This is a genomic window from Gammaproteobacteria bacterium (assembly GCA_035546635.1).
Taxonomy (GTDB): Bacteria; Pseudomonadota; Gammaproteobacteria; order JAURND01; family JAURND01; genus DASZWJ01.
In genome coordinates this window covers 48946-70116 of sequence record DASZWJ010000017.1, presented here as the reverse complement: position 1 = coordinate 70116, position 21171 = coordinate 48946, and the positions used below count along the sequence as shown (strand labels likewise).

23 protein-coding genes and 1 tRNA gene are annotated in these 21171 nt (G+C 42.1%); 18 read left to right on the top strand and 6 right to left on the bottom strand.

From position 1 onward, the window contains the following. Positions 1 to 254 precede the first annotated feature (254 nt). Entirely contained in the window at positions 255 to 1823 is a 1569-nt protein-coding gene (locus VHE99_03135; protein HVV68020.1) for a hypothetical protein, read from the top strand. Positions 1824 to 1898: 75 nt separating this feature from the next. Here the strand turns inward: VHE99_03135 and prmA are convergent, their stop codons facing one another. The 5 genes from prmA to VHE99_03110 form a co-directional block, all read right to left on the bottom strand. Beyond that, the gene (gene prmA, locus VHE99_03130) at positions 1899 to 2804 is read right to left on the bottom strand and encodes a 50S ribosomal protein L11 methyltransferase (GenBank protein HVV68019.1); all 906 of its coding nucleotides are present in this window, start codon (positions 2802 to 2804) and stop codon (positions 1899 to 1901) included. Between the two features lie 93 nt (positions 2805 to 2897). Continuing rightward, positions 2898 to 4247, bottom strand: coding sequence for an acetyl-CoA carboxylase biotin carboxylase subunit (accC, locus tag VHE99_03125; protein HVV68018.1), 1350 nt, complete (start codon positions 4245 to 4247; stop codon positions 2898 to 2900). Between the two features lie 6 nt (positions 4248 to 4253). Next, positions 4254 to 4721 carry an acetyl-CoA carboxylase biotin carboxyl carrier protein gene (gene accB / locus VHE99_03120; protein ID HVV68017.1) on the bottom strand — a complete coding sequence of 156 codons (468 nt, stop codon included), beginning with the start codon at positions 4719 to 4721 and terminating at the stop codon, positions 4254 to 4256. Between the two features lie 115 nt (positions 4722 to 4836). Then, complete coding sequence (dsbD, locus tag VHE99_03115) at positions 4837 to 6618, bottom strand: protein-disulfide reductase DsbD (GenBank protein ID HVV68016.1); 1782 nt, start codon at positions 6616 to 6618, stop codon at positions 4837 to 4839. Between the two features lie 6 nt (positions 6619 to 6624). Beyond that, complete coding sequence (locus VHE99_03110; GenBank protein HVV68015.1) at positions 6625 to 7293, bottom strand: DsbA family protein; 669 nt, start codon at positions 7291 to 7293, stop codon at positions 6625 to 6627. Positions 7294 to 7761: 468 nt separating this feature from the next. Here VHE99_03110 and VHE99_03105 point away from each other — a divergent pair, with 468 nt between their 5' ends. The 4 genes from VHE99_03105 (at position 7762) to VHE99_03090 (ending at position 11513) form a co-directional block, all read left to right on the top strand. After that, entirely contained in the window at positions 7762 to 8802 is a 1041-nt protein-coding gene (locus tag VHE99_03105; protein ID HVV68014.1) for a protein kinase, read from the top strand. A gap of 162 nt (positions 8803 to 8964) precedes the next feature. After that, positions 8965 to 10212, top strand: a complete 1248-nt coding sequence (locus tag VHE99_03100) for an ATP-grasp domain-containing protein (GenBank protein ID HVV68013.1) — start codon at positions 8965 to 8967, stop codon at positions 10210 to 10212. Positions 10213 to 10225: 13 nt separating this feature from the next. Next, positions 10226 to 11167, top strand: a complete 942-nt coding sequence (locus tag VHE99_03095; GenBank protein ID HVV68012.1) for an EamA family transporter — start codon at positions 10226 to 10228, stop codon at positions 11165 to 11167. Between the two features lie 270 nt (positions 11168 to 11437). Continuing rightward, positions 11438 to 11513 (top strand) — tRNA-Lys (locus VHE99_03090). 50 nt (positions 11514 to 11563) lie between these two features. On the opposite strand, the gene VHE99_03085 is transcribed toward VHE99_03090, so the two are convergent. Continuing rightward, a complete protein-coding gene (locus VHE99_03085; GenBank protein ID HVV68011.1) occupies positions 11564 to 12781 on the bottom strand; it encodes a tyrosine-type recombinase/integrase in 1218 nt (405 codons plus the stop codon). Between the two features lie 544 nt (positions 12782 to 13325). On the opposite strand from VHE99_03085, the gene VHE99_03080 reads away from it, so the two are divergent. From VHE99_03080 to VHE99_03020, 13 genes are all read left to right on the top strand, one after another. Continuing rightward, complete coding sequence (locus VHE99_03080; GenBank protein ID HVV68010.1) at positions 13326 to 14216, top strand: hypothetical protein; 891 nt, start codon at positions 13326 to 13328, stop codon at positions 14214 to 14216. Between the two features lie 14 nt (positions 14217 to 14230). Beyond that, entirely contained in the window at positions 14231 to 15373 is a 1143-nt protein-coding gene (locus tag VHE99_03075; GenBank protein ID HVV68009.1) for a hypothetical protein, read from the top strand. After that, positions 15363 to 16040 (top strand): DUF6475 domain-containing protein, encoded by a 678-nt coding sequence (locus VHE99_03070; GenBank protein HVV68008.1) that lies wholly within the window; start codon positions 15363 to 15365, stop codon positions 16038 to 16040. The genes VHE99_03075 and VHE99_03070 overlap by 11 nt, the downstream gene beginning before the upstream one ends. 3 nt (positions 16041 to 16043) lie before the next feature. Then, entirely contained in the window at positions 16044 to 16454 is a 411-nt protein-coding gene (locus tag VHE99_03065; protein HVV68007.1) for a helix-turn-helix transcriptional regulator, read from the top strand. Between the two features lie 137 nt (positions 16455 to 16591). Beyond that, positions 16592 to 16999 (top strand): hypothetical protein, encoded by a 408-nt coding sequence (locus VHE99_03060; GenBank protein HVV68006.1) that lies wholly within the window; start codon positions 16592 to 16594, stop codon positions 16997 to 16999. A gap of 6 nt (positions 17000 to 17005) precedes the next feature. Beyond that, on the top strand, positions 17006 to 17689 hold the full coding sequence (locus VHE99_03055; GenBank protein HVV68005.1) for a hypothetical protein: 684 nt from the start codon (positions 17006 to 17008) through the stop codon (positions 17687 to 17689). Next, on the top strand, positions 17686 to 18474 hold the full coding sequence (locus VHE99_03050) for a TIGR03759 family integrating conjugative element protein (protein HVV68004.1): 789 nt from the start codon (positions 17686 to 17688) through the stop codon (positions 18472 to 18474). Before VHE99_03055 ends, VHE99_03050 begins: the two co-directional genes overlap by 4 nt. Beyond that, on the top strand, positions 18474 to 19190 hold the full coding sequence (locus VHE99_03045; GenBank protein HVV68003.1) for a DUF4400 domain-containing protein: 717 nt from the start codon (positions 18474 to 18476) through the stop codon (positions 19188 to 19190). The genes VHE99_03050 and VHE99_03045 overlap by 1 nt, the downstream gene beginning before the upstream one ends. Before the next feature lie 8 nt (positions 19191 to 19198). After that, complete coding sequence (locus VHE99_03040; protein ID HVV68002.1) at positions 19199 to 19567, top strand: RAQPRD family integrative conjugative element protein; 369 nt, start codon at positions 19199 to 19201, stop codon at positions 19565 to 19567. Further along, positions 19564 to 19806: a DUF3262 family protein gene (locus VHE99_03035; GenBank protein HVV68001.1), complete on the top strand. Its 243-nt coding sequence runs from the start codon at positions 19564 to 19566 to the stop codon at positions 19804 to 19806. Before VHE99_03040 ends, VHE99_03035 begins: the two co-directional genes overlap by 4 nt. A gap of 17 nt (positions 19807 to 19823) precedes the next feature. Further along, positions 19824 to 20183, top strand: coding sequence for a hypothetical protein (locus VHE99_03030; GenBank protein HVV68000.1), 360 nt, complete (start codon positions 19824 to 19826; stop codon positions 20181 to 20183). Positions 20184 to 20197: 14 nt separating this feature from the next. After that, positions 20198 to 20545, top strand: a complete 348-nt coding sequence (locus VHE99_03025; protein HVV67999.1) for a DUF3487 family protein — start codon at positions 20198 to 20200, stop codon at positions 20543 to 20545. Beyond that, positions 20542 to 21168 (top strand): TIGR03746 family integrating conjugative element protein, encoded by a 627-nt coding sequence (locus tag VHE99_03020; GenBank protein HVV67998.1) that lies wholly within the window; start codon positions 20542 to 20544, stop codon positions 21166 to 21168. The genes VHE99_03025 and VHE99_03020 overlap by 4 nt, the downstream gene beginning before the upstream one ends. Positions 21169 to 21171: the final 3 nt, after the last annotated feature.

The following is a 21171-nucleotide window of genomic DNA, read 5'->3' as shown; positions in this document are numbered from 1 at the left end:
AGTTTGCATCATCTTGTTTTAGCTGTCATCCTGAGCGTAAGCGAAGGATGACAGCTAAAGTATATGATGGATGTATTTTGTTTTTTAAGAAAATTGGGTAATCTAAATACTAAACGAAAAGGCCTTCAAAAAAATAAAAAGTTTTCCGTTAAAAAAATAGTAACTACTCGCACCCTATTTAGACCGTCGTCCCGGCAGGATGCCGGGACGACGTGCGAGTAGTTAAAAAAATATTAGTAACTGCGGAGTAAAAAATGGCTGAAGAAAAAAAAGATGATAAGTATTTGAAGTTACATTTTGATATGAATGTGAGAAAAGAGGTTAAGCGTTTACAATCAGGAGTGCAACAGTGCTATGAAGATGTTTGTAGAGTCAGAGATAGTAAAAATTTTCCCATCAAAAGCCAGGGACATGTTAGCAATGCAGCTTCGGTTTTTCAAGAAAGCTTGGCAGAAAAATTACAAAAATTTGTGACCCCAGAGAGTCGACAGAAACTACAGCAACAACAGCAACAACAGCAACAAGATGAAGAATCTTTAGTAGAAGAAACTTCAGAATATCCAATGCATCCTGAACGAAAATCAACACTATCTGTGCAAGAAGATGAGAAATTTTTAAGAAAATTATCAGAGAAATTTCCGGGGAAAACCCTGCACCCTGATATTCGTGCATTCTTAACAGGAAGTGAATTGACTATGCCTGAGAAAGAATTTTTACTTGATTTTTTGCCTCCCATAAACAACGAGTACCAATCCTTAGCAGAACAAAATAAATTTCTGCAATGCTTGCAAGAAAAAATGACTCAAATGAAATTGGTAGATGTTTCAATAGTTGACCTCGTTGCAGAATTTTACAAAACCTTGTTAAAGCAGTGCGATACTGTCAATGATTGCCAGGAAACTCCAAAAGAAGAAACGGAATTAGATAAGCAAAAAATTATGGTTGATAATTTTATTAAAGGTGAAGTCACTGAAGCTATGAGAATTAATTTTGTCAGCAATTTGCAAAGATCAGCAGAAAAATTTGCGAAGAAATTGTTTTCTGATGTTAAGAAAAATCCAAAATTTAAAAATTATTTCTCAGTACATGAAATATTAGAGGAAAAATTTAATGAGGTTCTAATAAGATTGTCTGAGGCAAAAAACAAAAAACAAAAAGAAACAGCTTCAGCAGATGAAATTGCTTCTAAAACCCTTGACTATATTGCCGCTATTCCAATTGAATATGGACAAGCAATATTGGAGGACTTGCAAAAACAAGCAGAAGAAAGACGTGGAGCACTTGACATACTAACCCTGCAACTGGAGCAGGCTAAAGGTCAATTGAAAAAAATAAAGAATTGTTTAATGGCTGGGAAAATGCCAGAAGCAGCTGATATGACATTTTTCCCATTTGCCAATCATTATAAGTGGTTGATTGAGAAAGAAACAGAGTTATTGCGCTCAGGGGAAAAATATTTTTATCTAATGGAGTTTGTCAATCGCCCAATACATGCTATCAGTCTAGATGAAGCATTAGCATTTTATGCTAAAGATAAGGATGATTTAGCGAAGTATCACGAAAATCCAGAAGTTGGTTCTTATCCACCTGCTATGTCCAGGACTTTAGTAAAAATGGCGCCATGGTTGAGGGGAAAAGTTTATTTTCAAAATGGTTTTATTCAGGTAGGTTCTGGTGGGATTACGCCAGAAAATTCTCAACCTTCGGTGTGGAGTGGCTCATCAAATTTTCATAAGCCAGCGAGCTTGAGTAGTTCGCCAAAATCTTCTTTATCTCCCTCTCCACCTGTATCTCCCTCTTCAAGCTTATCGTTTGAAATTTGAGATAGCGAAAGAAGCACTTTCACCCCCTTTTTCACAGGGGGTGAAACTTCAACAACGCCTTTCTTGAGGATAATATTAATCCGTCAACCAGATCTTCACAGCACATAATCTAACCCAATCTTCCTCAATTTCTGGCGGTGAAAATTTAAACCAGGGCGCATAAGCTTGTTTAACCGCTTCTGCTTGATTGGATAAAATGCCTGATAGCACAATATGGCCGCCAGATTTTACTTTATTTTCTAAGAAAGCTGCCAAACTGATGAGAGGATTGGCGAGGATATTGGCGATGAGCACATCTGCGCAACCTTTAGCGATAGTTGGCGGAGTGGTTGTGGCTAGCAGTGTATGTAATTGTGTGAGGTTGATGCCGTTGCGATGGGCATTTTCCAGTGTGGCTTCTATTGCTTGGGGATCATTGTCCACAGCCCATACTTGTGACGCACCGAGTTTAAGCGCAGCAATGGCTAGAATGCCTGAACCGCAGCCGTAATCAATCACCTGCTGGCCGGGTTGAATGTGCTGCGCTAGCCATTTTAAACATAAAGCAGTAGTGGGATGGCTGCCAGTGCCAAAGGCGAGTCCGGGGTCGAGTATCATGCTGGGTTTATCGGTAGCAGGTGGTTCGCTCCAACTGGGATAGACCCACAATTTATCGGCAAAGCATATGGCTTGAAAGGAATCGGTGCAGACTTTTTGCCAATCTTGATCGGGTAAGGTTTCTAGGGAGTGATGGGCGAGTTGATAGGGTGCGATAGCTTGGCTGACTTGAATTAGCACTTGGGATATGTCGACATCGGGTGTAAACAAGCTCTTGATGCAAGTTTGTTGCCATAGTGGTGTGGTGCCTAATGGTGGTTCAAAGAGCTCTTCTTCTTGGGCGGATTCGAGAGTAACTGATAAGGCGCCGGTTTCATTGAGTAGGTCGTCGACGGGCTCAATTAAGTGGGATGGTAGGTATAAGGTGAGTTTTTGCCAAGGCATAAAGTTTCCAACAATCTCTTGCTTCCTTTGCGGGTATAAGCGGGATGGGGCAAGTTCTCACCCCCTTTGAAAAGGGGGTGAGGAGTCTGAGCTTCAAACGCTCTTCAGCCCCAGCTTCTTTTCCAAGTAATGAATATTTGTTCCCCCAGCTGCAAAATTTGGATCATGTAAAATATCCTGCTGCAGAGGAATATTGGTTTTAATCCCTTCAATAATAATTTCTTCCAATGCATTCTGCATACGCGCAATAGCAATTTCGCGCGTTTCGCCGTGGCTGATAATTTTGCCGATCATGGAATCATAATAAGGCGGCACGCGATAGCCGGTATAAATATGCGACTCAACACGAATGCCTGAACCGCCAGGCGCGTGAAAGAGTGAGATTGTTCCTGGCGAGGGAATAAAAGATTTAGGATCTTCCGCATTAATGCGACATTCAATGGCATGGCCATGGATTTTTACATCATGCTGTTTATAACTTAAATGTTGGCCGCTAGCGATACGCAGTTGTTCTTTGACGATGTCGATACCGGTCACCATTTCCGTCACCGGGTGTTCTACTTGGATACGTGTATTCATCTCAATAAAGTAGAACTCGCCGTGTTCATAGAGAAATTCAAATGTACCGGCGCCGCGATATTTAATGCTTTCACAGGCTTTTACGCAGCATCCGCCAATAAATTCCCGTTCTTTGGCGGTGATGCCGGGGGCGGGTGCTTCTTCCAATACTTTTTGATGTCGGCGTTGCATAGAGCAATCGCGCTCCCCTAGGTAAATGGCATGTCCGCGACCGTCGCCTAGTACTTGAATTTCGATATGACGGGGATTTTCTAAAAACTTTTCCATATAAACGCGTGAGTCGCCAAAGGCGGCTTCGGCTTCGGTGCGGGTCATGGCAATAGAATTAAGCAATAATTCTTGATTATGCACCACGCGCATACCACGTCCACCGCCACCGCCAGCAGCTTTAATGATGACGGGATAGCCGATTTTATCAGCGATGCGGAGATTTTCTTCGCTATCATTGCCTAAGGCGCCATCTGATCCGGGAACGCAAGGTATACCAGCTTTTTGCATGGCGTTGATAGCTGAAACTTTATTGCCCATCAGTTGAATGGTGTCGGAGGTTGGACCGATAAAAACAAAGCCGCTGGTTTCTGCGCGTTCAGCAAAATCAGCGTTTTCTGCTAGGAAACCATAACCTGGATGGATGGCATCGGCGTAGGTGATTTCAGCAGCACTGATAACTGCGGGAATATTGAGATAACTGTCGGCGGAGTTAGCGGGACCGATGCAGACGGCTTCATCAGCGAGTCGGACATGCATGAGATTTTCGTCAGCCGTGGAATAAATCGCTACAGTTTTTATGCCGAGTTCTTTGCAAGCGCGTAAAATGCGCAAAGCGATTTCACCGCGGTTAGCGATGAGGACTTTTTTTAACATACTGAGTTACTCAATGATGAACAGAGGTTGGTCATATTCAACCGGCGTGCCGTTTTCAATCAGGCGGGCGCTGACTATGCCGGCTTTATCGGCTTCAATTTGATTGAACATTTTCATGGCCTCAATCACGCAGATGGTATCGCCGATATTGACGTATTGTCCTACTTCGACAAAAGGTTTTTCACCCGGGGCAGAAGACAGGTAGACAGTGCCGACCATAGGCGATTTAACTGTGTGGCCTTCTATGGCTTTGGAAGCAGGGACTTCTTTCGTTTCTGCTGTAGGAGTTTGCAGTGAGGCAGGGGCTACCGATGGGGCAGGGGCTGCGGGCGCTAGATAGTTCACCGCTGCAGTTGGGGGAGTTGCGCCATAACGGCTGATGCGAACAGATTCTTCGCCTTCGTGAATTTCGATTTCACCTATGCCGGTTTCTTGCAGTAACTCAATAAGTTTTTTAACTTTACGTATATCCATGGATAGGTTCGCTTTTGGTTTTAAAAATGTTGGCTATTATGCCTTAGTGGATAGTTGCTGTCTATATCGCAGAGGATGTATGCAGAATTAATGATTTTGTAAGCTGTCAGTTAGATTAAGCACCACCTGCCACTTGCTGCAAGTGTTGTATCAGGATTTTCGAATCTATTTTGCCTACCAGAGTTGCGTTCTTCATTTGCTCACCCTGAGGATTAAAAAACAGTAAAGTCGGTGGAGCAATCACCTGGAAATGCTGCATCAGGGTTTTATCTACGGCATCGTTGGCGGTGACGTCCGCTTGTAGCACTACAAATGGCTTCAGAGCAGCAAGTACGGCAGGGTCTTTAAAAGTGTAGCGCTTCATTTCTTGGCAGCTTAAGCACCAATCAGCGTAAAAATCGAGAAATACGGGTTTATGCTGTGATTTTGCCTCAAGGACGGCATGGTTTAAGTCATCTAAGCTTTTAATGCGAGTGAATAAAGCTTCATTAGTCCCGGATATGGCGGCTTTTGCAGTCAGTGTCAATGGTTTGAAAGGATCATCATTGCCTTCGGCAACGCCCACCATCATTAATATCCCATACACTAAAAATACGAGTCCTAAGCCTTTCCATAATTTACCCCAGCCGTGATTGACGGTGGGAGATAAAGCGCCCATGTAAATTGCGCTGACGATTAGCAGTGCCGCCCAAAGTAACAAACTCACAGTAGAGGGAATGACTCGATCCAGCATGAAGATGGCCATGCCTAGAAACACTACCCCGAAGACAGCTTCTAGTGTTTTCATCCAGGCGCCAGCTTTGGGCAATAGTTTACCCCCGGCAGTTCCCACGATCATGATGGGTAGTCCCATGCCTAATCCCAATGCAAACAAGGCAATGCCCCCTAAGGTAGCATCACCGGTTTGGCCAATGTAGCCTAGCACGCCAACCAGAGCTGGTGTGACACAAGGAGATACAATCAGGGTGGCAAGACATCCCATGATGGCGACACCAATATAATGGCCTTTTTTTTGGTGACCGCTGAATTGGGTAATGAGTTCTTCTAGTTTTCTAGGCATTCTGAGTTGATAAAACCCAAAAAAAGACAAGGCAAGTGCTACAAACAGCGCACTGAAAAGCACAAGTACCCAAGTTTTTTGAAACCAAGCTTGGACACTGCCGCCTAGCATACCGACGAGTACGCCCGCCACAGCATAAGTGATGGCCATGCTTAGCACATAGACAAAAGAGAGGCGCAAAGCTTTTCCGGTAGTGATATTTTCGCGGTGGCCGACGATAATTCCAGATAGAATCGGCAGCATGGGTAATACGCAGGGTGTGAATGAAAGTAAGATTCCAAAGCCAATAAATGCGAAAAAGATAGTGATTAAATGGCTGTTGCTGAGTATTTGAGAAAATTTTTGTTCTTGGTTGCTGGCAGTATTGTTGTTGACAGTTGTTGTGCTGATAAGGTCAGTTGTGACGGTTCGAGTGGTAAAGTTGATATTCATTTGATGGGTGGTGGGTGGATAGCAATAGCCGTCTTCAGCGCAGCCTTGAAAAGTTACTTCAAGAACCGTTTTTTCCGGATTGGCTTTGATAATGGGAATGGGTAGGGTTAATTCGCCTGGATAAACTTCATATTTGCCGAAGATTTCATCTTGTTTAGGTTTCCCGGAAGGGTAAATAATGCTGCCAATGCTGGCGGTAGTGGGTGAGAGAATTTTAAATTTAAAACGATCACGATAAAGGTAATGGTCAGGAACGGTATTCCAATGCAAAAGCACTGTGTCGTTGCCAAATAATTCTGCTGAAAATGGAAAAGCTTTGTCCACAGGAAGCGGCTGTTGAGGGGCGCTGCCCCAAATGGAGCAGCTCAGCAACAGCAGCAAGCCTGCGAACAAAAGTTTTTTCATAATCCATTAGCCTTTGGCAGCTTTATTTATCAGCGCTTGCAGATTTTTTTCTGCGTTATTACTGCCTAAAAACAAGTATTGTGGATTAGCATTGGATGGCTGTCCGGCAGTTTGTGTACGAGTAATAATAAATGCGGGGGCAGCGCCCATGTTGAGTTTTGCTGCCAGGGCAGTGTTGGAGACTACCTGTTGTTGTACGGCTTTACTGTTCATGACTTTTTGAAACGCCTGGACATCAAGTCCGATGGATTGTGCGATGTTTAGCACTTCGGCAGTGGTGAGAGGATGTTTGGAAGTCAGTAATGCTTGGTGCATTTGTAGGTATTTATTTTGTTGAGCGGCTGCTAATGCGGCAGAGGTTGCTGGAATGGAGGCATCACCAAATAACAGATATTCTTTGTAAACTACTCTGAGATTAGGGTTTTTCTTAATCAGTTTTTGGATAGTGGGATTTAAACTGCGGCAAAATGGGCAGTTATAGTCAAAGAATTCTACTAATGTAACGGTGCCTTTGGGGTTACCGGCGATGGTGTTGCCTTGTGGGTTATATAATTGTGTGGCTATAGCGGGTGGTACAGGTTGTAAAACAGCATCGCCCATTTCAGCCCACGCAGCTGGGAGTAGCATGACACCTAGGAGCAGGTAAGTTGTCCATTGTTTCATCCAACGTTTCATTAAGAAGCCTCCTTTGGGAATAGAAGTAAATTGGCGGAAGTATAACAAAGTTTTTTGTTAATTTGTGTAGAATTTGTTAGATGAGCTTGGATATGGTTACACCGGGGAATAAAAAGATAAGAGAGTTTTTGGAGTAATTTGTGGCGAGGGGTTATCATGGATGAATACCTAATCTATGTTTACTCTTACTCTTTTAGCTGCTGTCTTGCGACTTGCCTGGCAGTGCCGTTCGTTAGCTTTAATCAAAATCACTTTTAGAAAACTTTAATTTACTTCTATGCAACTCTTATGAAAGTTAGTTTTGTTCACTATGGTTCATAAAGGTTGATTTGGTTTTTTTATTCTCATTTTGAAGCCGGACCATGGTGTAGTCGCTTTTGATTAAATTATCGCAGCATTCTAAAGGTTAAAGTCTTATCTAAAAAGTCATTCATTGTTTAAAGCAAAAATAATTTATCGAGGTGTTTTGTGGAAGAGAAGAAGAAAATACTTGGCAAAAGTCAAGAAATTACATCTGATGAATCTCCTTCAATCGTAATGGAATTTGCAATAAAAAATAGAGAAAAATTCATAGGTAAAGGCGGGCGATCAACTATTATTCTTAGAAGTAAAAATGATGAGTTATTAGCAATTAAGGTGATGGGTTTAACGGCCGAACCTCCGGTGCAGGAAGCTAAAATGTGGAAGGCTGCTCAGGGAGTGTCATCTCGTGTGATTTCATTGAAAAAAGCTGACGATGATGCTTTGGTAATGGGATTAATGGTTAATGGCTCGCTTTATGAACTATTAAAGAGTGATGACATATTACCTTGGAGTCTTCGCTTAAGTATTGCGATTGATATTGCTCAAGCCATTGAAGATTTGTATAAAAATGACATTGTTCACGGTGATATAAAAAGTTTAAATATATTGCTGAGTAGTGATTGGCGAGCAATGTTAACTGATTTTGGCAATTCTTGTTTTGTAGGTGAAAAATCAAAGGAAGTAAAAGTATCAACTCCAGAATGGCAAGGCCCCGAGGTTTGGACAAAAAATGGATATTGTAAAGCTTCTGACATTTATAGCTTTGGTGTAGTACTATGGGAATTGGTTACACGCTCTTTACCCTATAAAGAATTATCAAGGGAGCAAGTAGCAAAAACAATTGTGATAGATAAGAAAACTAACCCAATTCCTAAAAATTGTCCATGCCCGTTAAGACTAGAAAATATTATTAAATCCTGTTGGCATCTCGAACCTCAACAACGCCCATCAGCCTCTCAGCTGAAAACAAGCTTAATGTTATTGTGGCAGGAATGCACAATGGGAAAAATTTGGCAGGATGATACAAAAAGACAACCGCCCACCGGAAAACTTAGAAAATCTGCATCTGTGCCGAATTTAAGAATACCAAATTCAGCATGCTCTCCCGGTTTTTTTGACCATGCTTCTGTTCCTATAGCTACTTTTCATATTAATTCAGAGGTGCAAGAAAATATTAAGCAGCAATTGATAGCTTTAAAAAAATAGAGTTATCGCGTTCAAATACACCGCTTTCGGCAACTCTTTTCACAATGGGGGAGGGGAGGATGCATGCTTGTGGGTGAACCAGCCCCATCAATGGTGATTTCTCTATTATAAGCTAAAATAAACATATGACTGTGATCTTTTTAACAATATTTCTGATTTATTATGAAAAAAACCGTTATTATCGTCGATGGCTACTCAACCGGCCGTTTTTTCGCCAAGGCATTTTTAAAATATGGCCTTGTGTGTTGGCATATAGAATCCCTAGAAAAAAAACCTAGTAGCTGGGATGGTCAATTTGTAGCAGAAAATTATATTGGGCATAGCCAGTGGCAGAATAATTTCTCACTCATTCAGCAATCCTTACCCGAAGATACTCAGGTTGTGGCTGTGTTGGCTGGTTCAGAACCTGGCGTAGAACTCGCTGATTTTCTAGCCAACCAGTTTCACGTGATGGGGAACCCGCCCACAACCAGCCTGCGTCGGCGCAACAAAGCAGTTATGGCGCAGGCCTTACGTCAGACGGGGGTGCGCACGATTGAGGATTGTGTGGTAGAAAATACTGCCCAAGCAGCTAATTGGCTACAACGGCACCATCGTTATCCGGTGGTTGTCAAACCCATTGATAGTGCGGGCACCGAAGGCTTTCACCTTTGTCATGATTTCACCCAAACCATGAACGCTACGCAAATGCTGTTGGGTCATGTCAATGCGTTTGGAAAAACCAATGAGCAGATTCTGCTGCAAGAATATATTCATGGAACTGAATATATCGTCAATACCGTTTCCTTAAATGGCGAACATTTTCTCATCGATGCCTGGCAATCGAATAAACAAGAAATTCATGGCAGTCGCATTTATGATCGTGAAATACTGCTCTCGCCGCTTGACTCTGTGGTCAAAGATAAATTGCTACCTTACCTTCGACAAGCCCTCTCGGCTTTAGATGTGCAGTACGGCCCTTGTCACAGTGAGCTGTTCATCGATGATATTGGTGTTGTGTTGATTGAATCTGGCGCTCGGCCACACGGTGCTACTTCCCCTGCTGCTATGCGATATGCAACAGGTTGGTCTCACTTGGATGCGGTCACCGAACTTGTTGCTGATCTCCAACAATTTCGTTTAACAGCAGAGCAGCGTGAGTTTATGCCTTTATCAAAATTTGTGTTTTGTGTGGAGCATATTGCGCATAGACATGGCAGAATATCTGGGCAGGCTATGGAGTTAATCCGGCAATTGCCCTCCTATTTCATGAGTCAATGGGTAGTGACTGAAAATCAAGAGGTAAATATCACTCGCGATCTTTTCAGCTGCCTGGGCAACACCTATCTGATTCATCATAATCTGGATTGCTTGGAGCGGGATTACCAGCGCCTGCGTCAAATCGAAAGGGATTATTTGATAATATCTTAGGATAAGCATAATCATGGTTGGTTCTCTCCAAAAAAAAGCCTCAAGAGGAACTCTTGGCTTAATCTTTCTTATAGCTTATGCCATCTTTGGTGGATTCAAGGACATTATTGTCGGCCATCAAGGCGGACATTACGATATTTTCATGATGGTTTTTGTGGTATTTGGAATAACTACGCTGTTCTTTCAAATACTCTGGCATGTCAAGCGGCAATCGACACCTGGTTTACGACAGTTGGCTCGAATTCCCGGTGCGCAGCGCGATTTGATTTTGCTCAATGTAGCTACCATGATCGCCTGGCTTGGAACTTACAAGGGACTCGTCTTGCTTGAGCCTGCATTGGCCGCTGCATTATGGGGTGGTCTTGCTCCCATCTTGATGTCTGTGGGTGACTGGTTATTGCGTGGGAAGCGACCCAATCGCGTGGATTGGTGGGTGGGTGGAAGTATTATGGCGGTTAGCTTTGGTATTATGGGGCTCACCCTTAGTGGATACAGTGCAAAATCACAAAATCTTGCAGCACTGGGCATTGTCCTTTGCTGTTTTACTGCTTTGGGGATGGCGCTAGTCAGCCTGTTCGCTAAGCGTTTATATGACCACGGGTGTAGCGCTGTGTTTATTATGGGAAATCGGTTTTACGTATTACTCATAGTTGCATTGCTGCTGCAGCAGGACCCCACTAAACTGATCTCTTTTATCGCCAATGAGTGGCATTGGCTTGTGCCGTTGACCGGTATCGGTGTTATTCTCAGCCTATATTTACTGCAGGAAGGCACGCGACTGTGCCAACCTATTACAGTGGGTTTGATTTTCGCCATCTCGCCATCGGCAACGCTGTTGGCCCAGGGTTTCGACCCAGAAATTCATATATTGGCATCGTCGGTTGCAGCCAATCTACTGGTGGTTGTTATTAGCTGCGCTGGTGTGTTGTGGCATTGGAGGCGGGGTTTGCTTTGAAGCTGAGTATTGTCTGAATTGTACCAAGATTTTTATTGCTTTTGCGAAATTGAAATTAACTTTAGTCAATACAGCCGTAGGTTAGGGGGGAGCTGATAATAATCCAGATCAGCCTCCAAGAGAGCATCACTCTTGGAAGTATTAAACTGCGGTGAATCTGCTATAATCCAGGGGCCACGCAAAAAATCACGCAAACATGTTTCTATTAGAAAAAAGCAAGTGAAACAAGTTCTTGTAAGTTGCTGATTTTACAAGTATGTTATAGCTTATGGGCCGTTAGCTCAGTTGGTAGAGCAGTTGACTCTTAATCAATAGGTCGTAGGTTCGATCCCTACACGGCCCACCAAAAAATCTAATATAATCAAAAGATTGCGAGATATCATTTTGTCATTTTTCCTAATGCAAAACCGCTTGCGTGAATTTTGCGTGACCCCCATTCACATTCATTGCTTCCCTAGAGTTTAAAATTTCCAATAGCGATGCTTTTTTAGCAGCTAGTCTACGAGTGTCTGTCGCATTATTTGCTATATAGCTTGAGTTTAAATCCATGTGGCGGGCTGATGCTAAAACTGAAGAATAACGTTTTATACACGCTTTATTTGCTGCTGTAATTAAATTGGCTAATTCAGCAGCAGAATAATGTGTAGTGATACGTTGACTCTTGTGGCCTAACAAGTCTTGACGATCTTCAAAACTTACGCCCGCTGCTCTTAAACGGCGACCAAAAGTGTGTTTCAAATCATGCACTCTGACATCTATTCCAGCTCGTTTGCGTGCTCTTTTCCAGGCAGTATTCGACATCCGCGTCATAGGCCTATTACGAAAAGTAAAGACATAGACTGGATGTTGTCCTCTGACTTCGTTAATAACAGACCAAGCAATATCATTAAGAACAACTAATCTGTCCTCACGATTTTTCACATTTTCGTCTGGTATGATAAAAACAGAGCGATTTAATTCAGGAATAGGAACTTCCCATTCCCAACGCAACCGGCAGATTTCAGTGTCGGATCTACATCCGGTATTAACTGCAAACAACGCCATTTTCACTAGATGGTCAGGTAATGTTGGAAACAGCAATTCCTGATCTTCCCAGCTTATAGGGTGCGGTTTGCGCTTATCTGATTCGGGTAACAGCTTAATCTTGGGAGCAGTTGCCAACCAAGTAAGGCCATATTCATCAAGCCATTGTCCAGCTGCTAGGTTCAGTATCTGCCTGGTGATTTGCAAACCATAGTTAATGGTTCGATTTTTTGCGCCCTGCTTTTTACGATCTGCTATATAAGCCTGTAAGCTACCCATATGTACAGCCTCCAGCGTCATCATCCCGATGTAAGGGTCTAATTGCTTAATCATTTCAATTTCTGTAATTAAGCTGGCTTTGTGACCGCTTTCTTCCAAGTACTTAAGTACCGCTTCTCGAAAGATACGCTTCGGTCGTACTCCATACACAGTTGCTTGACGGATCAGCTCCAGCTTTCTGGCTAAGTAGCGTTCTGCTTCTTGCAAATCGCTTGTTTCAGTGCTTTCGCAAACCCGTTGTCCGTTAATTGTTTTGTCGATATGCCAGACTTGGTTTCGTTTGACCAACCCTGGTATTTGTTTTCGTCCCATAATGGTCTCCTTTCGGCGGGACGCCCACAGCAAGCCTTATAATGATCTGCCCAGGCGTCTAAGTCAATCCTATCGAAGGCTAAGCCTTGTATTCCGATAGGGATTTCTATCATGTAAGGTCTGACTTCATCATCAAAACGATTCCTATCCATCCCTAAATAAAATGAAGCGTCTTTTAACCTTATGAATCGGGGAATCAGTACCATTTATTTCTCCACAAACTTATTTTCAAAAGCAGGGCTTTAAAAAAGATAATTGAACCATCCCAGTTTTTATCAAAAAAAATTACGGTATAGAGATTTAATAACTGAAGCATTAAAATAAAAAATTTTTTGTCATTTCTTCAAATTAAAGATAACTATTACGGTAATGAAAAATGTAAATACTTTAGGTATCATTGCTAGTTTTTTTATTCTCTTCGCTTTATATAACTCTCCTTCGCTACGCCAGTTACTTTAGCCTGAAAACTCGCCACATTTGTGGCGAGTTACACATCTAAGATGTGATCCATGGAAGGAATAACCTCCTTCATGGACACAGGTTAATGAACCACCCTCAAGGTCTTTACAAAGCCATTAAGCATTATGGTTCACGTGAAGAATTCGCGAGGATACTTGGCGTCTCCAGACAAATCGTTGGTTATTGGTTAAGTGGTGAAAGGCAGCTTCCAGAATGGATGGCTTTACGGATATTCGTTTTATTGAAGGGCTCTATTCCATTAAAAGAATTGAGTGTTAATCATAAAGCCATCTCTGATATCACTGAAGCAATGGTGTTTCACACGAAAAACCCGACTTTACAAGTTCCAATTAAAGAGATTGTTTATAACGATTTTCAATGCCCTATTTACGGTAGTGATGAACATTTTCTTATAAATTTAAGTAACGATGATCTGAATAGACCTGTATTAATCACGGAAGAATGCAGGCTTATTACCTGTACATGCCGTTTGTTAGCTAATGTTTTATTGGGTAGACGTTTCATTCATGCTTATAAATTAAATTTAATGAAGGTAGTCAATCAATGTGAAGAGATAGAAGCAATTGTTGAGTCATTGCCTATAAGTGAACGGGTGGCGCTAGGGCTTGCCATAGAGAGAGAAATAGGTAATCGCCAAGGTAAAAGAACTGATCTGCAAAGACCAGAAAATAATCTAGAGAAAATAAGTGACCAACTTGTGAATATCTATGCACAAGTTACCTCAGGTCAAAAAACTCGTGCGATTGCAGCAAAAATAGCTGGATTTAATAGTGTTTTTTCATACAGACAAGCGAAAATTGTTGTAGCCAAAGGATTACCAGCTTTGATTGTCGCAATGGATAAACATCTATGTTCCATCTCTAAAGCCAAACAAACTACTGATTTATCAATTGAAGCACAACAACGATTTCTTTCCTCTCTTAAAGAGCTCAATTTTGACAATCAACACTACTGATATTGGAGAAAATTATGGGCAAAATCCGTACTGTCAAACCGGAACTATTTCGACACGTACCGCTTTTCGAAGCAGAAAAAAAATATCAACTGCCTTTGAGATTAGCTTTTATTGCTTTATTTTCATGCTGTGACCGCGAAGGCCGCTTTCGGTGGGAACCGCGCACATTAAAACTCGATATTCTACCTTATGATGACGATATTGATTTTAGCAAAATTTTGAATGCATTTTTGGCAGAGGGTTTTATTAAAAAATATACCGACCAAGGTAAATTTTATGGTTATGTTCCCTCATGGCACCAGCATCAATCTATCAACAAACATGAGCCGCCATCAAGATTACCCGATCCTCACCAGTGTGAGCATGTAAATGCTTACGAACAATGCACAGATATGCATATGCAACATTCTGCATTGCATGAACAGCTGTCTGCAAAGCCCATATCAAACTCCGCAATGCCTAAATCCTCGTCTGCATCTTCTGTATCTACGTCAAAATCAGAAAATATCCCTTTAAATCAGCAGGATAATGACAGGTCAATCGATCTGCGCGCACCAATACCTGAAATGCATATGCAAGCACGTGCAGCGCACATGCCTGCACCTGAAATGCAGATGCATGCATCGCTGGAAATGGAAGTGGAAATGGAAATGGAAGTGGAAATGGAAGTGGAACGGGAAGTGGAAGTGGAACAGGAAGTGGGTGTGGAAAGGGAAATGGAGAAAAAGGGAAACTTGGGTAGTAACCGAAACACTGTCGCGCCAGCGCGACAACGAAAAATCGGTTCAGCCGAAATTTTTCAAGTTTTTAATTTTTGGAAAACCACGCTCAACCGTCCGCAAGCGATTCTCGATAGCAAACGCCAACGCTTGATTAAACAGGCTTTGCAAAGCGGGTACTCCGTAGCCCAGCTCTGCGATGCCATCAGCGGTTGTGCCAAAACCCCACACAACCTTGGGGATAACGAACGCGGACAACGCTACGACGGGCTACATGTCATTCTGCGAGACAGCGATCAAATTGAGCGGTTTATCCAAAACTTCCGCAATCCGCCCTGCCCACCGAATGCATCAGACAAGCTAATACGGGCTAATGCCAATGCCGGAAAAAATTGGCTCAACAAAAAAATCTCGGGAGGAAAAACCGATGCGAAATGAAGAAATGCCGGAATTTGTAGAACTGCTGACGGCTTTGAGTTTGTCTTATGGCCAGTCATTGAATGAATTTATGATTGAACGCTATTGGTTAACCTTGGAGCGGTTTGAGTTTGCCGAGGTGAAAAAAGCCTTGTATGCGTGTACCACCCAGAACCCGGACAAAGGACAGTTTATGCCGCAAGCAACAGAAATATTGCGCCACATCGAAGGCAGCACTGAAATTCAAGCACTCAAAGCCTGGGCGCTTGTTTTGAAAATAGTACGGCAAGTCAGCAGCTATGATTCACTGGTGTTTGATGATCCGATTTTACATCGCGTCATTGATGATATGGGTGGGTGGATTTCTTTATGTGAAACAACATTGGACGAGATGAAATGGAAAGGCTATACATTCCAAAAGCTGTATGCTGCCTATGTACTGCAGCCTCCTGCGCATTTTCCAAAAAAATTACTTGGACGTGCGGCTTGGCAAAATGGTTTGCATGGTTACCAAGAGCCACCGCCGGTAGTGGTTGGAGATAAAGAAAAAGCTAAAAAAGTGTTTGAGCTGGGCACAGACAGGCATACGTTAGTGCATAGAGATGTATTATTGTTAGAAAACAATACACCTGCTTTAGAAAATAGCGCATCTCCAGAATCTTTGCCATGCCCTGAAAAAAAGGACTAGATCATGAAGTCATTTTTTTTAAGCGAGATAAAAGATCAGATTACTTTTGAACAGAAAATAGCTGCTGTGTTTAAAGAGGTGGATGTAATGCATCACAAACAACTGCCTGATAGCCTAGTAGCTATTTTGATCAAAGTTCTAACTGAAGAATTAGGCATCACCCCAGGCATAGCGGTAGATAACCCCTTAAGCTTAAGAGAAATGCTATGCCTGATTCTCCTAGCTACTGGCAAAAGCCCTGAACAATGCGCTGTTTTATTAAATATCACTGCTAATACTTTCTCATCCTATTTAAAACGCATACACAAAAAACTACGTGTCAGGAATCGCATGCAAGCTTTATTTATCGCTTTGCAGAAAGGGTATTTGCAAATTTATAATCACAACAAAATAATGAACTCTTTTTTTTCATAGCCACCGTTCTTGTCCCCTAATTTGGGGTATTCCCAATATACAAAATCCTTCCTAAAATTTGTCCATTCATTTTTTTTAATTGCAAAATTTCAAATGGACACTGTATGCGATACCAAAATCAATTGGGAATAATAACTATGATAGTCCTTGTGGTTAGCTCTTCAGCATTGGCACAAACAAGTCATACGACAACCACAGTTGGACGTTACCTATCTGTTGATAATAAACCGACGTCTGCCCAGCGAGATTTACTATCACAAATTATCCAAGTGCGCTTTCCCCAACCCGTGCAGACAATTGGTGATGCTATGAATTATTTATTGCGATTCAGTGGTTACAGTTTGGTGGATGAGACAAGACAAAGTATTGCGATGAAAAACACCCTAAAAAAACCGCTGCCCTTAGTTGATCGCAGTTTTGGCCCCATGAGCTTAAAAGACGGATTAATCACCCTTGCCGGTCCCGCTTTTACTTTGATGCAAGACCCACTTAATCGTGAAATCAACTTTAAGTTAAAACCTGGCATTACCTGGCACAAAGGATAAGCGCATATGAATATTGAAGCTAAAGATTCGGGTAAATTGAAATCACTTAGCCAGCTGCTAAAAGATAAATGCGGGTCTGACTATGATGCAATTAAAAATTTTGGCCTGACTTGTTTGCTGTTGGTGAGCGTTTTGCTTTCTTTTTTTACCTTAGTATCTGTGATGCACCAATATCATAACGCTGGACAAGCAGCTGGCATTACTACAAAGCGCAATCTGCAGATATTAAGTGAACTAAATGACTTACATAGTCAAGTACAACAGCTTTCCTCACTTTCATCGAAACCTGGAGAATTGAAGACTACTCTGGTGCGTTTAGACACAGAGTTAACTGACCTGGAAAAAGAAATCGCCAACACAGCAAAAAGCACTGAAGTACAAAAACTATCCGTGCAATTATCTGACATGCAGAGCGATTTGGGTGATCTCTCTCAGACCTTCGCCGCCCAATTTACCAATAAAAAATATATCGATGCTAAAAAACTACCCTTTCATGTGTTGTCATTAGATGTGATTTCAGAGCAACCGTTTATCTCCGTTGATTATAACCATCACATCATTCCCTTGGGGATTGGTGACTCATTAGCTACGTGGAAAATTATGAGTGCCGATTACGACACCCAAACCGTTGAATTAACCAATGCTCAGGGTCAATACGTGAAAATAACACTTTCAGAGCAAACCGCATGAAAACCTATGAAAGGCTATTTTGTCTCTGCGCAGGAATGCTTATTTTTTTACTAAGTTGGAGCTCCATTCAAGCAGAGAATGTAGAAAATACCCAAGAGCAATCAACCCGGGTCGAGAGTTCAGAAAACCAAAATACCACGATAGGCACTGCACAAGATTGGGGATTAAGCGAGTCGGAGTGGAACCAATATAAACGATGGATGCAAGGCACTGATGGTCTCTGGTATGCACATATGACACCACCCGCCGTTTTAGGTATGCGCGCTGATAGTCCAGAAGCGCAACGTCACTTTGCTGAAATTGTGGCTCGCCAAGAACATGACAAAGTAGAGCGAGAGTTGGCTTTCAATAATGCAGTGTTTATTGCCATGCGTCGCTTATATCCTGATGAACCGATCATTAAAGATTTTGATAAATCGGCATTTAATCCAGTGAGTGCTAACAGTAAAAGTAAGAATGCAATTTTACAACCTGGTGATCGATTGGCCTTGTTTGAAAATATTCAGCAAGGATTAGATTTAGCGATACTACCCAAAGTGTTGGGATTACTGCGAGCTAACAACAAGGTCAGTCTGGATATTTATTGCAGAGGCAACCTTGACGATAACGCCATTCGCCATTGGGCAGCACTCAATAATATACCGGCTAATTTAGTGGGAAGCGGACGCATCACACTCAATCAGGATGATGGACGTTTAAAAAATAACACTGTTGATTTAAAGCCACCCTATTTGTTGCTGGTAAGAGACGGACAGTCACAAGTAGTTTCGGTCTGGGATCTGTAATGGCGGCTAGTAAAGCCCCAGAAAAAACCCAGCGCAAACGTCGTGGCTTACTGAGTCTGTTGTTATCCCTAGTGGTGCATCTGATTTTAATGAGTGTATTTGCCTGGTTAGTGTTGCTGATTGGTTTTGGTATTAACCGCGTAGTTCATAAAAATGAAACCGGTTATCCCGCAATACATGCCATTGTAGATAGCAATATTTATTTTTTGAAGCAACATACGCTGTTGAGGGGTGAAAATGATTATATGCGTTTGCAGCAATTGCGGCATTGGATCACTAAAAAAACAAAATTAAAGCAGAAAATCAGCTATTTGCAGCAGGAAATGCAGAAATTACAGCCATTAAAAAAATCTCTGAAACCGGCATGGCAAACCATCCATAGCGAGATAGTTCCTTTGCTCTGGGGTGTAACCAGCATCATTTTGACCAGGGTTTTTTTATTTATATTGGCATTACCGCTTTTTATTTTGTGCTTGGGATTAGGGATGGTCGATGGTCTGGTACAGCGTGATATCCGTAAATTTCAAGGTGCACGTGAGAGTACTTTGTTATTTCACGAAATTAAAAGAGGTAGTCATTTTTGGTTTTTTATGCCGCTATTGATGTATTTGCTGTGGCCTTGGCCGATTGCCCCACAATGGTTCCTGGTGCCATCGGCATTAATTCTAGGCTTGATAACACAGCTAGGTGCTAAATCTTTTAAGAAATACGTATGAGGTGGAAGGTGAAAAGAATCAAGCAAATGCTAGTACTGATGCTGTGTGGTGTGATGACTCAGGTTTTTGCTTCACCCCAACCAGAAGATCAAGAACGTAGTTATTTGGTGCAATTGGTCAATCAACTAGATGCCATGACACCACTGGTTTTAGCCGCAGAACGTGAGCAGCCCCAAAATGTACGTATGCAATTCCACTATACAGCTTGGCGCGATAGCAAAGGTCAGTTACACAACGGGTTACTAGAAGATATTAAAACGATTAAAGCTGGCATACGTCAAAAGCTGGATCAAACACCGGTCGAGCCAAGGGCGTTAGATGCGATTCGCGGAGATTATTTAGATAAAAACAACGTATCACCGGAAAGCCATTCATGACCACTGCATCGAGCGCCATAGAAGCCTTTCAAGTTGCTGCCGGTGTTTCAGTCAGTGATCTCAGCTTAACGGTACGTAGTATTTTATTAACGCTAGTATTTTTTTGGGCGGCGGCCTGTGTATACAGCAAAATCCATCATTTTCGACATCACGATGTCGATATGTATGACGCACACCGCCAATTGTTACGGATTTTATTTATTGTCGCCATTGCTGTGGCATTAGTATTTATCCCTTAGATTTTTAGGAGCAATTTATGTTTAAACGCAGTTTATCAAAAATAAAAAATAGTTTCTTAATGGCAGGAGTTTTTTTGACTACCTTGCCCTGTTTAGCAGAGCTACCCAAACCGCCAGATGGCGACATCGCAAATGATACCAGCGACTGGATTGATGTTGGGGGCGCTCTTACCTATAAAACTTTGAGTTACGCCTTAATAGCGCTGGGAGCAATGATCGTAGCCGGTGCGGCATTTGGTACTTTTAAAGCTTATCACACGGCACAGGAGAGACAGGATTTAGGTCATTTCTTTAAGCACGCTGCGGTGGGGCTAGCAGCTGCTGCAATAGGGGCAGGATTACTGTATGCCGGTTATCAGATCATTACTAACAATTAATGAGATTTAACACGATGCTGCTCAACCATATCAATCATAAAATGCCCATTTATAAGGATTGCACTTTATTTGAGCTATTGATAGTGAGCGGCGCATATCTGGTGTTGGGAGGATTGATATTTTCCTTGTTGACCTGGATCTTTATTGGCTATGCCTCTATCGGTTGGGCATTAACTTTGCTGTCATTAGTCCATGCGACACGCTTCTTATTAGGCCGACTACAACGGCTTAAATATGGCAAGCCATATGGTTACTATCAGCAGTTATTTTTTAAAAAGCTGGGTACCTCAATGTTAAATTTCTTCTGGAAAACTCGGCTTGTCACTCGGATTGGTCGCTGGTCCGTTAGGAGAGAACTGTGAAGCTATTTAATGCCTGGAAAAAAGAAGATCGTGATAGAGCAGTGATTCATGTGCAAAGTCGCTTCATTATTGTTTTGGTTCTGCTATGTGCATTAATTAGTGTGGGTTGGATGACAGCCCCTTCTCGGTTACGAGTTTATATTCCACCGGATATTTCTAACGGTGCCACTATCAAGGTCAGCGAGATCCCAGCACCGTTAATTTACAGTTTTACTTATGAAATCTGGCAAGAGCTGAATTACTGGCCGGAAGATGGCAGTAAAAATTATCAGAAAAATTTGCATACTTTTGCAGCTTATTTAACGCCTGAATTTCAAGCCGAGCTTTTGGAAGAGAGTAAGGATTTATTAACCAGCGGACAAATTCAGCGGCAACGCTTCTTGCAAGGTAAATCAGGCAGTGCTTTTGATGTGGCTTCCGTCAAAAAATTAAGTGGTGATAGCTGGGAGGTTGATCTCAAAGTGCGATTGATGGAATACAAAAATAATCAGTTAGTTAAGGATGTCGAAATTTTATATCCGTTAAAAGTCATCCGGCACGATGTTTCCAATAGCATCAATCCTTATGGCTTAGCTATTAGCGGATTCGTCGCTGCCCCACAACGCTTAAAGACTTACATATAGGAG